At 45.1% G+C, this 13,895-nt stretch carries 14 protein-coding genes; all 14 read right to left on the reverse strand.

The genetic code is table 11. The annotated features are described in order from the left end of the window. Positions 1-14: 14 nt before the first annotated feature. The 14 genes from G636_RS0103970 to G636_RS0104035 all read right to left on the reverse strand — a co-directional run bounded on the left by G636_RS0103970 (position 15) and on the right by G636_RS0104035 (position 13,751). Entirely contained in the window at positions 15-902 is an 888-nt protein-coding gene (locus G636_RS0103970) for a hypothetical protein (RefSeq protein WP_026506971.1), read from the reverse strand. Positions 903-955: 53 nt separating this feature from the next. After that, on the reverse strand, positions 956-2,290 hold the full coding sequence (locus tag G636_RS0103975) for an SseB family protein (protein ID WP_026506972.1): 1,335 nt from the start codon (positions 2,288-2,290) through the stop codon (positions 956-958). A gap of 83 nt (positions 2,291-2,373) precedes the next feature. Next, complete coding sequence (locus G636_RS0103980) at positions 2,374-3,666, reverse strand: M18 family aminopeptidase (protein ID WP_026506973.1); 1,293 nt, start codon at positions 3,664-3,666, stop codon at positions 2,374-2,376. 39 nt (positions 3,667-3,705) lie between these two features. Further along, a complete protein-coding gene (locus G636_RS17210) occupies positions 3,706-4,668 on the reverse strand; it encodes a serine O-acetyltransferase (protein WP_051226485.1) in 963 nt (320 codons plus the stop codon). A 258-nt stretch (positions 4,669-4,926) separates the two neighbouring features. After that, positions 4,927-5,388 (reverse strand): hypothetical protein, encoded by a 462-nt coding sequence (locus G636_RS0103990; protein WP_026506974.1) that lies wholly within the window; start codon positions 5,386-5,388, stop codon positions 4,927-4,929. A gap of 11 nt (positions 5,389-5,399) precedes the next feature. After that, a complete protein-coding gene (locus G636_RS0103995) occupies positions 5,400-5,612 on the reverse strand; it encodes a hypothetical protein (RefSeq protein WP_242826913.1) in 213 nt (70 codons plus the stop codon). Between the two features lie 215 nt (positions 5,613-5,827). Then, on the reverse strand, positions 5,828-6,934 hold the full coding sequence (locus tag G636_RS0104000) for an NAD-dependent epimerase/dehydratase family protein (protein ID WP_026506976.1): 1,107 nt from the start codon (positions 6,932-6,934) through the stop codon (positions 5,828-5,830). Positions 6,935-6,956: 22 nt separating this feature from the next. After that, positions 6,957-7,802, reverse strand: a complete 846-nt coding sequence (locus tag G636_RS17215) for an ABC transporter ATP-binding protein (protein ID WP_081668254.1) — start codon at positions 7,800-7,802, stop codon at positions 6,957-6,959. 15 nt (positions 7,803-7,817) lie between these two features. After that, positions 7,818-8,594, reverse strand: a complete 777-nt coding sequence (locus tag G636_RS0104010) for an ABC transporter permease (protein WP_026506977.1) — start codon at positions 8,592-8,594, stop codon at positions 7,818-7,820. Continuing rightward, positions 8,591-9,712: an acyltransferase family protein gene (locus G636_RS0104015; protein ID WP_196803027.1), complete on the reverse strand. Its 1,122-nt coding sequence runs from the start codon at positions 9,710-9,712 to the stop codon at positions 8,591-8,593. Before G636_RS0104015 ends, G636_RS0104010 begins: the two co-directional genes overlap by 4 nt. Continuing rightward, a complete protein-coding gene (locus G636_RS0104020) occupies positions 9,712-10,980 on the reverse strand; it encodes a CDP-glycerol glycerophosphotransferase family protein (RefSeq protein ID WP_026506979.1) in 1,269 nt (422 codons plus the stop codon). Before G636_RS0104020 ends, G636_RS0104015 begins: the two co-directional genes overlap by 1 nt. A gap of 24 nt (positions 10,981-11,004) precedes the next feature. Further along, the gene (ispD, locus tag G636_RS0104025; RefSeq protein WP_026506980.1) at positions 11,005-11,727 is read right to left on the reverse strand and encodes a 2-C-methyl-D-erythritol 4-phosphate cytidylyltransferase; all 723 of its coding nucleotides are present in this window, start codon (positions 11,725-11,727) and stop codon (positions 11,005-11,007) included. Positions 11,728-11,960: 233 nt separating this feature from the next. Continuing rightward, the gene (locus tag G636_RS0104030; protein WP_026506981.1) at positions 11,961-12,869 is read right to left on the reverse strand and encodes a LicD family protein; all 909 of its coding nucleotides are present in this window, start codon (positions 12,867-12,869) and stop codon (positions 11,961-11,963) included. Between the two features lie 60 nt (positions 12,870-12,929). Next, positions 12,930-13,751, reverse strand: coding sequence for a DUF4422 domain-containing protein (locus G636_RS0104035; protein ID WP_026506982.1), 822 nt, complete (start codon positions 13,749-13,751; stop codon positions 12,930-12,932). Positions 13,752-13,895 lie beyond the last annotated feature (144 nt).

The raw sequence follows: 13,895 nt of genomic DNA on the forward strand, positions 1-13,895 counted from the left end.
GTACACTATTATTATCAATGCAGCTCGGTTGCTTCAGCCTTGGAGATATTAAGGAATATATTAGCATTCCCAACTTGCAAAGGTAATGAACAAATATCTGTTGATACAATATTAGCAAATGTCGTTTTATATATCGGCGGTTCCAGCTCAACAAGAAGAGTCTCTGTACTAACTTCTGTTGCATAGAGTCCATTAATACAGTTGATAAGTTCACAGAGGGCATCCATTACATCCTCTCTGGTCTCCAGGAACTCTTCCTTGGTATAGAGCATTGCAGCACTTTGGAGATCCTGATAAGAACCTGACACTGATGTCATAAGTCCCGAGCCGCCTGTCATTGCCTGATATCCCACACATTCACCGGTCACTGATGACTTCTTTGTCATATAACCTATGCTGATGTGGGGATCCAGAAGTCTGTATATAGTCTTGATGGCGATGGTGAACAGACGCCTGATATCATCATCAGCGTCCTTGGCAAAGATAGGGACTATCCTGTCCAGATCATTGTTTCTGAGGGCTTCCATCTCAGACTCCATAAGTCCGTTTTGAATCTGATAGGCGTGAGTCTCGGCATAAATATCATCCAAAGTCATGATACCGCTATCGACGATAGCCTGACAAAAGGACATATATTCATTGCCCTGACGCTCAAGCAGTCTCTCCACTTGACTTTCTGTCAGATAACCTTTCTCCACAGCAAGATCACCAAAACGCTTGTCGTGGGCCGCCTGAAGCGAATTGATCTCCTCTGCCTGCGGTATTGTCATAAGATGTTCGGTAACGGCTATGACACCCAGCCTGGCTCTGCTTCTTCCCTGGAGCTCATACACTCTTTCAAGCTGATTGTCTGTGATCTTATCTCGGCTTATGAGGAAATTGCCCATTAACCTGTCAAACATAATCTCCGCCTTCCTTAATGTACTAGCTGCACCCTCAATTATTATCGGCTTATTTAGTTGTTATCATTACCCTCATCTGCATCTTCCTTTTTGTCTTCGGAAGCTTTGGGAAGGGGCATCTGTATTATCTTGCCTGCTACATCTTCGGCGCTGGCTCTCTTTATCATATCCGCCTGTGACATAGGCTTCTTTGGAGCAGTATTCAGGATCTTGCTCTTATTGGATGCCATGGAGCTGGCATATACCATAGCCATATTATCCTTTTGTACCAGTATATTCTCTCCCATGGGGTTAATGGCTATGCCGTCCTTGTCCTGGATAAAGCGAAGGATCTCACCAAAGCCAAATATTCCTCCCTGGAATCCATCCTTACCAAATCTCTTGCCAAACTCAAAGCCATCCGTAAATACAGGAAGCATCACCATACCATTCTTGAGCTTCATGATAGGGAATCTGAGTTTGGTGGATGCATCAAACTTCACCTTGCCATCCGGGGTAAAATCAGCTTTACCCTCATACTGCAGGGGAACGATAAACTTGGCAGAAGCTGCCAATGTCATCATCTTGCCATTCTTCTGAGCCAGGTTCTCATTTCTCTTCTCATATTTAACCGGCCAGCGAAGCTCTGAAAGAAAATCCAGCATAGCCAGTCTAAGAGCAGGATTGACGGGATTCATCTTGTCATCTCCGCCTATAACTGACGGAGGAGCCACGATCTCGCTCCTGGAGAACCTTGCCTTGTATCTGCCATTATCAATGACGATCTTCTCGATACCCAGATAATAAAGGAAATCAAAGAAGCCCTTGGATTCAGCTCCTGCGCCTTCCGGATGAGCAGGACATTCCTTGACATCGATCTTTCTGTACTGGCGCCTGTATGCTTCAGAGACCTTTTCAGCCAGATCCTTCTCCAGGTAAATATATGCAAATCCATTATCAACAAAAGGATAACTTGTAGCTGCATCATACAGGCAATATATATTCTCGGCATTTCTGATCCTGCCCAGCAGTTCATTATAAAGTGTTCTGTGATTCTCAGAGAAATTCTCCAGCTTTTCCTTGGAGTTATAATATTCCAAAGCTGTGAGAACAAATAGCAATTCAGGAAGAGACAGGAAGCGGATAGTCTCATAACTGATCTTCTCCTCAAAGATCATCTGTCCAATCTCTTCCTTTCTCTCTTCGCTTATAGGATCATCCATGACCTCCACGCTGCTGCCTTCGGTCTTGATCCTTGATATAGGCATGGGCTTTGGCCATCCCAGCCCTTCATGTGAAGCCTTCTGTCTTTCAACAAGGCTCTTTGCCTCGGCTTCCTTCTTTTCCTGAGCCTCTTTCTGAGCCTCAGCTTCTTTTTTCTTCCCCCCAAACAGATCTAAAAATCCCATCGATATACTTTCCCCTTCAGCTGTCAGACATTTACAGGTCCCAAGCTGTAGTCCTTTCATGAATATGATTTGATTATACTTTATTATAATTGCGTACGCAAACTAACATCAGAGCGGTAAAAAGCCTCTGCTCCCCTGGCCATAAATGAAGGATCCAGAGCTCCTGCTGTCTCATAAGGTGAGTGCATAGCCAGCTGAGCAAGTCCGATATCCACAGTCCTGACAGGGATCTGAGTACTGGAGATATTTCCGAGAGTGGAACCCCCGGGCATATCACTCCTGTTGGTAAATGCCTGATAAGGAATACCGGCTTTATTCAAAATATATTTTAAAACAGCCTCAGACGCGCCGTCAGTTGTATACCTCTGATTTGCATTATATTTAATGACTATACCCTTGTTCATAAAGGGCCTGTTAACAGGATCGGCTTTGTCTGAATAATTGGGATGTACTGCATGAGCATTATCTGCTGAGAGCATAAAGCTGCCTGCTATGGACCTGTAATAATCTTCACTGCTCCTGCCCATACTGTCACCGATCCTGATAAGAGTGTCCTTCAGGAATGTAGAAGCTGCTCCCTGTCTGGTACCACTTCCTACTTCCTCATTATCAAATACACAATGAAGGCATACATACTTATCGTTTTCAGCTTCCATAAAACCTCTGAAGGTGGTATAGACACATTCCAGATCATCCAGTCTTGATGCTGATATATATTCGCTGGATGCTCCCCAGACACTGGGGGCCACTCTGTTATAGAGAAAGAGATCGCTTCCCAGTATAGAGGATGCCTTAACACCTGCCACCTCAGCTATTGTCTCCATAAAAGCAGGAGCATCCGCGCTTCCATACAAAGGTATCATATCCTTTTGGGCATTGAAACTGTAGCCTTTATTGGCTTCCCTATTCATATGGATAGCCAGGGAAGGCATCATGACAAGGTCCTTGTCCACATTGACCAGCTTCATATTGATGCTGCTGCCTCTTCCCTTAACATATACACGTCCTGCCACTGACAGAGGCCTGTCAAACCAGGGTCCATCCAGCATTCCGCCGTAGCCTTCCACATTCAGGCTTACATATGCATCCATTCTCCTCAGCTCAGGATTCTCTTTGATCTTAAAAGACGGAGAATCAGAATGTGATGCTGTCATCAAAAAGCCCTTATAATCTTTACCGGGCACCTTAAATGAAATAATAGCAGAGCCGTTTCTTGTGACATAATATCTGCCGCCAGCCTTCAGCTTCCAGGCATCTGCCTCTTCAAGCCTGATAAAGCCTTTTTTATCAAGCTCTGTTATCAGATTATTAACCGCATGATATGGAGAGCAGGACTTCCATACATAGTCCAGCATCCCCTTTGTGATCTTATCCATATTAACCTCTGTTGTATGTCAGTATATTTATATATGCTTTTATTCCTTGCAGCAATCCTTACACAGCCAGTCATTCTGACTGAATTCATCAGGACTCTTCATCACGCCGTCGCTTCCCTTATAAATCAGTTCCTGGCCTCTGATGGACACCCTGGTATTATCCGGCACGGAAGTGGTGATAAAGCAGTTGGAGCCTATCACGGAATCGTGACCTATCACTGTCTCTCCTCCCAAAATGGAAGCACCGGAATAGAGGGTGACATTATCTTCAATTGTGGGATGCCTCTTCACTCCTCGAAGAGTCTGTCCGCCCCTGGTAGAGAGTGCACCAATAGTCACACCCTGATATACCTTGACATGCTCGCCGATCACCGAGGTCTCACCTATGACCACGCCTGTACCGTGGTCGATCATAAAGTACTTGCCAATATTGGCACCCGGATTGATATCAATACCTGTACGGCTGTGAGCATACTCAGTCATCATCCTGGGGATAAGGGGCACCTGAAGGAGATAGAGCTCGTGAGCTATCCTGTTGATAGTGGTAGCCAACAGGCCCGGATAACACAGGATGATCTCTTCCTTGCCAAGAGCTGCAGGATCGCCATCATAAGTAGCCTGCACATCTGTGTCTACAAACTCCCTGATATGAGGTATCCTCATACCAAATTCGCTGCTAAGCTTCCTGGCAGCTTCCTTGCGGACACTCTCTTCAGTACCTGCATAATCCTCACTGTAATTCAGCGCCGTGGTGATCTGTTTCTCCAGGTTATATATCACGTCCTCTATGAGCACAGATATCCTGTTACGGTTATTAAAGCTCTTGTATACGTGATCTCTGTAATATCCGGGAAAAATAATATTGAGAAGCTTGACAGTGATATTCTCAACCGCCCTTATATCAGGTTGGTTAAAAACATCCATATGATCGATATCCCGCTTCCTGTCGTAGTCTTGAAAGATCGTCTTGATTATACGATCGATATTGTAATCGCTAGACATAACTACCCTTTCATATATGGTGAATTCTTTAATCTGCGCAATATAGAAATTATACCACAAATCATCGATGGAGATACGAAAGAAAGCCCTAAACGCAAAGATACCAGACCACGCAAAGCGCTGTCTGGTACATGCTAACCCCCCTGAATTCCTCTTTTAACCCTCACACGACACAAGAATAAGCGGAATCCAAATAATAATGCTCATCCTTGCCGGATCAGAATCTCCTCACGGATCATCCAATCTTATATATGAGTATCACGGTTCCCACGCCGCGCCCATATCTTCATCCATCATACGTATAAGCTCCCATGCACTCTCAAAATCTCTGCACTGGTCCTTCTCTGCCCATACGAACTGACCCTGCCAGGTAGCACGCTGACGGTACTTTACCTGGATGATAAAGGTTGCTTCATCGCCACGGTTTTCCATGAGACGTTCTATTTTCTCTTTAAAGCTGCCGTTTCTGATATCTATATCTTCAGAAGTTCTGTCCTTTCCGTCCTTTCTGAAGCTCCTCATATTGATCGCGCTCTGGGGATAATCCCATGAATCATAAAGATTATCCATAGTGATCAGCATGTCGTTGGTCCCAACGAACCTGCGAGGCTCATCCGTATAGGGATCCCACATTCGACCGTAGAAATCACCGTTAGCATTGCCATCAATACCTATACATATCAGATTCGGAGCAAATAATTGCTTTTGAATCTTTTCCATTAATTAGCCCTTTATAAAGTAGATGAATCCGCTATTTCACTATTCTCTTCATTAATAGCTCCATCCATTAACTTCAGTAGTTCAAGTGCGCTTCTGAAGGTCTCCTTCCTGCCGTTATCAGCCCAGGTCACCTTACCCTGCCATGTACCATTCTGTTGATGTTGGATGTCAACAATAAAGGTGGCCTTGCCGCCCTGGCTGTCATTCAACTTATGCATTCCCATGGATTCACACCCTTCCTCTGTGTTCTCCGTTTGCCCCAATGAATCCTGAACCATTTTTCACATAATAACACATATCTATGGCTATACTTTAACATTATGCATATCATGTAAAACATCATATTTCGGGGTATTTTTGAATACCATGGTCTTTTAGCGTACAATCAAGCATCAAAGCGCCTCTGAGGCTTTTTCTTACCAGAACTAAGGGCTTATGTTCACACTTCTCCCACTTCCAAAAGATATTCGATAAGGCGTCTATAACTATCCGCAAGGCCGTATACAGGTTTCCAGCCCAGTCCCTCAAGTTTTGAGGAGGAGAGCCTCAGCCGCACATCCCCTGCATATCCATATACATTATCTTCAGGAATATCATAAATGATCCTGATAATGCCACCGGAGAGCTTGTCAGCTACCATCTCTGCCATAGCCGCTATGGTTGTATGGCTTTCTTCGTTGCAAACATTGTAAGCCTGCCCGTTATCACCTTTTACTGCTATGGTCAAAAGGCCTCTTACCACATCTGCACTGTAGCAATAATTGCCCTCAGAAAGCCCCCTTGTATGGAGGACGATGTTTTCCTTTCTGATCACGCTCCTTGCAAACTGGGCAAAGACTCTGTTCTCCCCGGGCAGCACTCCGGCGCCAAAGGTCTGGGCCAGTCTTGCTATCTTCACATCAAGGCCGTACTGGGATGAATATGCCACGCAGAGATTCTCACACATGCGCTTGGTAAGAGGATAATTGCTCCTGATCTTGAGAGGATCCACATATCCCATGCATTCTTCAGTCACAGGCTTGTCACTATCCATAGTGCCATATACTTCCATAGAGGAAATATATACAAATGCTGTAGCGTTATTATCATGAGCCGATTCCAGCATCGCTTCAGTACCGTCTATAGCAGCCCTTATAGTATCAACAGGCTTTTCAACCATAGTCCTGGAAGTTGTTACTGCAGCGCAGTGAAAATAATATAGGGCTCTGGAATCATCCCTGCCTTTAAGGGCAGAAGAAAGAACATCTATAGTCCCTTTCTTGTCGGTCAGATCTGACAGCACAAGGCTCAGATCCTTTCTCTCAAATGCCTCGCCGTATATAGAACGGAATTTGTCTTCATTCCTTGCCATGGCATATATATGGATATCAGCAGCCCTCATATCATTGATGGCTGCAAGGCTCCTGACAAGAAGTGAACCTATCAGTCCCGTAGCTCCGCTAATGACAATGTCACTTCCTTCAAGCTCAGCTATGGGAAGCTTCTCCCAATTTGCTATTTCCTTTAAGTCCTCTTCCAGTATGCTTCCTTCTGAATACAGAGACACTCTGCACCTCCGCTATGTATATTTATGACTTCTTTGCTTTAGCTTCTTCCTTTTTGCGGCGCTCTTCTTCCTGGCGCTTTTGCCAGCCCTGGGCCAATTTGTCAATATCCGCTTGGGATTTGGGGAGCTTCTTGGTCATGAGAAATTCCTCATATGCATCGCAGTAGTGCTCCACATCATCAGTAAAGGCCACCTGCTTGCCATGATCAAGCCACAAGATCTTGTTGCACAGATCCCTGACCTGACTGATGGAGTGGCTGACCAAAAGACCTGTAACACCGCTGTCCAGGATCTGCTTCATCTTATCCCCTGATTTTTTCTTAAAGGCTCCATCACCTACAGACAATACCTCATCCAGTATGATGATATCGGGATTTACAAGGCAGGCGATAGAGAACGCCAGCCTGCTCTTCATACCTGAAGAGAGCTGCTTGAACTCATAGTCCTGAAATTCCTCAAGCTCCGCAAAGCTTATGATCTCATCATATTTCTCATTGAGGAACTGTCTGGTATAACCCAGGAGAGCTCCCCTGAGATAGGTATTCTCTCGTACCGTCATATCTCCGTCAAAACCCGAAGCCAGTTCCAGAAGGGCAGCAATATGTCCCTTGGTCTTAAGGCTCCCGCTGGTGGGGATCATGATACCTGTTACCGCCTTTAAGAGTGTGGACTTACCTGCTCCGTTGGAGCCTATGATGCCCAGCATATCGCCTTTTTCAAGCTTGAAGCTGATATCCTTGTCCGCCCAGAATTCCTTCACATGGTAATTGCCCTTAAGGCGGCGGATAATATATTCTTTGAGGCCTATAGCCTTGAAGTCGCCCGTCATATAACGGATGCTGACTTTATCACATTCTATAACCGACATGGTTCTTCTCCCTGATCACAGATAATAAAGGAATGCATGATTATACTTCTTGTATATCCATCCGCCTATTAGCAGAGATATGCCTGCATAAAAGATACAGAGCAGGTGATACTCCGGTGACGGTATCAGTTCGTCTATCATAATGCATCTGAAATACTTGATGTAGACATAAACAGGATTGAGCAAAAAGAGTCTCTGGCCAAGAGGACTGAACCTGTCAACTGTATAGAATATAGCAGACACATAGGTCAGAAGTGTCAGCAGTACATCATATAGATATCTGATATCTCTAAAGAATACAAAGAGGGCAGATAGTATAAGGCCCACACCGATATTAAGCCCCAAAAGGCAGAGTATGGGAAAGACCAGCATGAACTGCCTGGGATGAAATCCTATGCCGTCAAATATACAAAAGATAAAATATACGCCAAGGGTAAGTCCGAAATTCACCAGCGCAGATACATTCTTGGAAAAGAGGAACATATACTTTGGCACATTTATCTTGGAGAATATCTTGGAATTGTTCAAAAGGCTGGTCATGCCATTCTTGGTGGATTCCTTGTAATAGGACAGCACCAGCTGACCACTGAACAGATAGATCACATAATGCTCCATCCTGCCTCCAAAGAGGTTGGAGAAGACCATATACATGACCAGCAAAGTGAGAAGGGGTGAGAGTATGCTCCAGCCCATTCCCAAAATGCTTCTCTTATACTTTTGTTTAAAATCTCTTTTGACCAGCTCCTCAAAGAGGAAGCTGTACTTCTGATAAGTATGGATTATTTTATTCATGATTCAACCTGTTTGGCTCTGGATGTGTCTGCTGTAAAGAGAGCTCTTACTGACGGCCAAAGTCCGGAAAGCAAATGAGCTGCTGCTGCAGTAGCCAATGATACAGCTATATATATGAGCATCCTGGGTATGCGCCTTATGTCATCACTCAGGATATGATCCAGATTCTGAGCATAGTATATGTGGCAGAAATACATGGCACTGCTAAAGCTGCCAAGAGCAAAGGACGCCCTGTTATCCAGGATATCCGACAATATACCCTGCCCTGAAAAGGCAAGACCCACCAGCGCTGTCATTACTATTATGTAAAAGTAGTCTGCTTCGCCTACTCCGTTATTATACATATAAACTACAAGTGCGCCAAAGAGCGTAAACTCTGCTATCTCTATGACGATCCTGGCGGCTGTGGACAGTGCTCTCTCTGAGAACTCCTTCACCCTGGGATACAGCCATATTCCTATGGAAAGCTCAGCCATGGCCCTGATATTGCCCTTGTAGATATATCCGTAAAGCTTGTAAGGATCCCTGGGATGGCCGCTGATCATATCAGTAATGCCCAGGAGTACTATAGCCATCAAAGGGCATATGACCCTCTGCATCATGGCATGATGACTGCGAAGAAGTGGATAAAGGATAGCCATGCATATGAGCATGGAAGAGATATACCACACTACTCCGTCCAGGCTATCAGCATTAAAGCCTGCCATCTTGGTCAGGGTCCACTCGCCCACGGTCTCTCTGATAAGTGTGAGAGCCGCTGATACATCCAGCCTCCTGGCCCTTATCACAAATAAAAGACCTATGGTCCAGGATATGGGGAAAAGAGGCATCAGCGCCCTGATCTTGCCCTTTATAAAGCTTCCTGTTTCGCCAGCAAGATCATTTGCAGGACCTGTCCTTAACTTCTTCTCCATACTGGTAGCCATAAGATAGCCTGACACTATAAAGAAGAATTCCACAGCCAAAGATCCTCCCAGAAAAAAGCAATCATCATCGCCCAGAAGAAATCTTGAATGATGCAGTAGGACTATAAAAGCAAAGAGAAATCGCAGGATCTCGATCCTGCCATTTCTCCCCCTTTTACTGCGCCCATTCGTACTGACTGTATGAGCCGCCATCATTTGAGCAGCTTCAAGAGATGATCCGCTATCCTTTCAGAAGCATGTCCGTCGTCGATACAGCCCTTATCTGACAGGAACTCTGATATTTTTTCTTCAAAAACATCTTTATCAAAGCTCAGGATATTCCTGATCATCTCATCATTGTCCCTTGCTACAGGGAAAGGAGTATCCTCAAGCTTGAAGTAAAAGCCTCTTTCGTTATTGTATAGATCTATATCCCTTGCGTATATAAAGCCGGGCTTTCTGGCAAGGATATAATCATATATCCAGGATGAATAGTCTGTGATACCGCAGTCGATAAATGACAGCAGCTCCTGGATATCAGGAAGATCGGTCACGTCGATGACGCAGTCGCTCTTCAACTTGTTCTTGGTCTTCTCATTCTTCTTATCATTGTCATGATAACGTACAAGCAGCTTCCACTCGCCGCCAAAACGTTCTGACAGGGCTGCCACTACCTTCTCTGCATTCAGGTCATACACTTCAAAATTGTGTGTATCTCTGAAGGTAGGTGCATAAAGAGCCAGCTTTATATCAGGATCAAGGGCATACTTGTCATAAAAGTCTGCCTTCCATGCCTCGCGCTTGTCCTTATAGGTATCAAAGAAGATATCGTTTCTGGCATGTCCCAGCTTCAATATCCTGGTCTTTTGCCAGAAGGTCTCTCTGAATACATCATTTTCAAAATCCGAGTTGGATATGCAGTAATTGGTCAGCTTACCTGTCCTGACTGCAGCCTCGGGCCATGAGAGATTGGTATTGTAATGATCCAGGTCAAATCTCTTGATACCCAGACTTCCGTGCCAGGTTTCAAATACTCTCTGCTCTCTCTTCACCGGGAAGGGATAGAACTTGTCTCCCAAAAGTGAATTGATAACGATGACCTTGGAGGATACAGCTGCCTGGAAATACTCATAGGAGTTCATCTTCACAACATGTACATTGGGAAGATCAGGCACATAGCCCTTGGTATTCATATTGGTAACGCCCCAGTAGATCTGAACATCGGCGTTTCTCTTTATCAGTTCCTCACAGATATACTTGGGATTGCAGGAATAGCTGTGATTAAAGGTGATGAACATGATCTGATTGTTCACAACAGGTGTATTCTCAGAGAGGATCTTCCTGTTCTCATATCCGATCCTGCGGTCCACCCAGGTCTTGGTCTGCTTCCAGGCTACCCCTATTCTCTTAAAAAATCTGCCTTCTACAGCGGCAGGATACATTCTCTTGGCTTTACGCTGAATAATCTTTGCTACAGGCATATTAGTCCTTTCATGTCTTTGGTATTACAGACCGAATATCTGCTGGTTCTCACGAGCATCTATTATAGCTCTGAACATATAAAAGTCAACCGGAGTAGTGATCTTGATATTCTCAGCCTTGCCCTCAACTGTATAGAGGCGGTGGCCATAGTGCTTCATCATGCTGGCTGAATCTATAAAGCTGTCGATCTTCTCGCTCCTGGCCCTCTCATGGGCTGCAAGTATATCTCCCAGATGGAAGCACTGAGGAGCCCTGGCCATGAGGCACTGCTTTCTGTCTATTATACGACCAACCTCGCCGTCCTGGCCATTGTCCAGGAAAATAGTCTCTATAGCAGGTGTCACAGTGATGGCATTGCCGCTTTCCTGTGTGCATTTCACTGCAGCTGAGATAGTTCCGGGATCTACAAGGGGTCTTACGCCGTCATGTATGAGCACGATATCCTTCTCAGATCCTATAGAGGAAGCAGCCCTAAGGCCATTATATATTGACTCCTGTCCCGAAGCACCTCCGGGCACGATGGCCCTCACCTTCCTTATGTCATATTTCTCACAATAATTCTTCATCTGGGGAATCCAGGATTCCAGACAGGATATCACAATAGCATCAATATCGGGATGATTCTCAAACTTCTCCAGTGTATAGATGATAAGGGGCTTGCCATAGAGCATGAGGAACTGTTTGGGAACAGCCTTGGAATTCATCCTCTTGCCGGTACCGCCCGCAAATATTAGTGCAGTATTCATAGAGTCCTCCTTAATCTTGCTCTTCTATAAACAGAGCAGTCACAGGCCGCCCAAAAGAAAAGGCAGCATGCTACGAATGTTAAACTCGCAAACGCTTCGCTTTTTGCTCGTTATAAAATCACTGCTGACGCAGTTCTACGGGTACGAGGCTTATACCCCCGCACCCGTAATCAAGATATTCCCACCACCAAAAGGTGGTGGGTTATCTTGATTATTTTATATACTATACATGATCAATGGCCCAGGTCAAAGGGCTCAAAGAAAACATGCTTTTCAATCTCATCCGCACCGGGAATACGCATATAATCTCCGTATAAATTGCGAAGATACTTGTCCGTAGACGCAGGTACCTTGTAATCATGACCATCATAAAGCTCGGTCACAGTATCGCATATATCTTCCCTATTGTACATTTCACCCCAGAAAAATTTACGCCCTGTAGGTACAGTTACCAGAGCGGAACGATCGTTCCTGCACAGACGGTTCCAGCGATCGCCTGCCCTGACCCAGCCGTCCATGGAAATGAGGCTGAGAAGACACCCTACGGCAATCTTGAACCTAAAGACCCGGGACAATGCCCTGTCCCCTGCTCTGTCTGCGACCATCATATAGCCCTTTCTGTCCCTGTAAAACTTGCGGCAGGAAACAGCAAAACCAAAGAAATAGCAGCCTATTCCATGGATCGCACGAAGCAGCTTATTGTCAAAAGTATTCTCAATAACAAAAATATCTATAAAAGCTCCGGCCTCGGGATTATTAAAATCCTCCCTGGTGACCAGGCTGGTACCCTTCTTTCTTACTCTGGACAGGAGCAGATTGTAGCCCTTGGTGTCCCCGGGTGCATGAAGGTAATATTTATCTCCAAAGCGCTCTCTGAAAGCGTCCTTGAAAGCCTGAAAATCAGCTCTGGGAATATTGATATCTATATCATCATCCCAGGGGATAAAACCATGATGACGGACAGCCCCCAGGCAGGTGCCGCCTCCCAGTGTATAGGTCAGTCCCTTGTCATCACATACAGCCACGATATCCGCCAGGATCTCATTAAGAGTCTTCTGCAGATCGCGAAGCTGCTCATCATCCAGTACCACAGTACCTGATGAACCTATATTCTTAAACGCACCTACTGTAGATAGTTTCAAATCAGTCACTCTTATCCGATCAGCTGCTGCCTGCTCAGATACTGCTCATTACAGCACAGATCACACTTCATACTTCTCATGGAAGATCTTGGCTCTGAGGAATCTGCTGATCTTCTTGGGCCAGTCAGTCTTCTCCATATATACATAAGGCAGTACCTTGACCTCGTCCCTGCTGATCCTGCCTGTCTCGATCTGATAATCAAGCCATACATTAAAAATGATCTCACTCACGCGTCCGCAATAACGTCCCTGGAAATGAGACATATGCCTGGTATCGATCTTCTTCTCCAGCTCAAAAAGGATATTAAAGAGCCATGTGCAGTACTCATCAAGGAGCTCTCTGTCCATGATCATCATGTTGAACATGTGGCCGCTGGTCCGACGCAGCACCCTGTCGTATGTCTCGATATATTCGGGATACATCTGTGAGATGATACCCCTTGCTACATAGAGATGCTCTACATAGTGAGTATGCTGATAATGTGAATACAGAGACTCTATCACATAGTGTCTCTTGCTTGGTACAAATACCCTGTACTTGCCCAGCATGGGTTCCAGCTCACGCCTTAAAAGGATCCTGCCCATGGGATTACGGGAAGAACGGTATCCGCCAAAGTATCTGCGGTAGTGGCACAGACCTATATAGTCTGCATCCAGATTCTTCCATGCCCAATAAAGTCCTGTAAGCTCGCAAAAAAGAGGGTTCTTTTCGGATATATTCTCACCCTCGTCATCTCTCTGGTAACCCAACTCCAGAGGCTGTCCTGACTTGTTCTTGTCAAGGCAGGCGCCTACATGCATGGGGATATACATGTGGCTGTGGGGCATCCAGTATTTCTTATGTGTATTAACTATTATCCTGACTGTCTGATGCTTTTTCATAATAATCCTTCGCCGGGCAGGAAAAAAGGTACACTACCTTAGTGTACCCTTGTTTCCCCGGTCAAAAGATAATATAGCATATTAAAAAAGCCGTGTCATTATCAATTCTCATAAAAGTAAATAAAATTTGATGAAATTTTCGTG

Source organism: Butyrivibrio sp. MC2013 (assembly GCF_000424585.1).
GTDB lineage: Bacteria > Bacillota > Clostridia > Lachnospirales > Lachnospiraceae > Butyrivibrio.

Excerpts from the sequence above, each read along its gene's own strand:
- G636_RS0104010 (WP_026506977.1), bottom strand. The coding sequence starts at position 8,594 with ATGAATAAAATAATCCATACTTATCAGAAGTACAGCTTCCTCTTTGAG.
- G636_RS17215 (WP_081668254.1), bottom strand. The coding sequence starts at position 7,802 with ATGTCGGTTATAGAATGTGATAAAGTCAGCATCCGTTATATGACGGGC.
- G636_RS0103980 (WP_026506973.1), bottom strand. The coding sequence starts at position 3,666 with ATGGATAAGATCACAAAGGGGATGCTGGACTATGTATGGAAGTCCTGC.
- ispD (WP_026506980.1), bottom strand. The coding sequence starts at position 11,727 with ATGAATACTGCACTAATATTTGCGGGCGGTACCGGCAAGAGGATGAAT.
- G636_RS0103970 (WP_026506971.1), bottom strand. The coding sequence starts at position 902 with ATGTTTGACAGGTTAATGGGCAATTTCCTCATAAGCCGAGATAAGATC.
- G636_RS0103975 (WP_026506972.1), bottom strand. The coding sequence starts at position 2,290 with ATGGGATTTTTAGATCTGTTTGGGGGGAAGAAAAAAGAAGCTGAGGCT.
- G636_RS17210 (WP_051226485.1), bottom strand. The coding sequence starts at position 4,668 with ATGTCTAGCGATTACAATATCGATCGTATAATCAAGACGATCTTTCAA.
- G636_RS0103990 (WP_026506974.1), bottom strand. The coding sequence starts at position 5,388 with ATGGAAAAGATTCAAAAGCAATTATTTGCTCCGAATCTGATATGTATA.
- G636_RS0104015 (WP_196803027.1), bottom strand. The coding sequence starts at position 9,712 with ATGGCGGCTCATACAGTCAGTACGAATGGGCGCAGTAAAAGGGGGAGA.
- G636_RS0104020 (WP_026506979.1), bottom strand. The coding sequence starts at position 10,980 with ATGCCTGTAGCAAAGATTATTCAGCGTAAAGCCAAGAGAATGTATCCT.
- G636_RS0104035 (WP_026506982.1), bottom strand. The coding sequence starts at position 13,751 with ATGAAAAAGCATCAGACAGTCAGGATAATAGTTAATACACATAAGAAA.
- G636_RS0103995 (WP_242826913.1), bottom strand. The coding sequence starts at position 5,612 with ATGGGAATGCATAAGTTGAATGACAGCCAGGGCGGCAAGGCCACCTTT.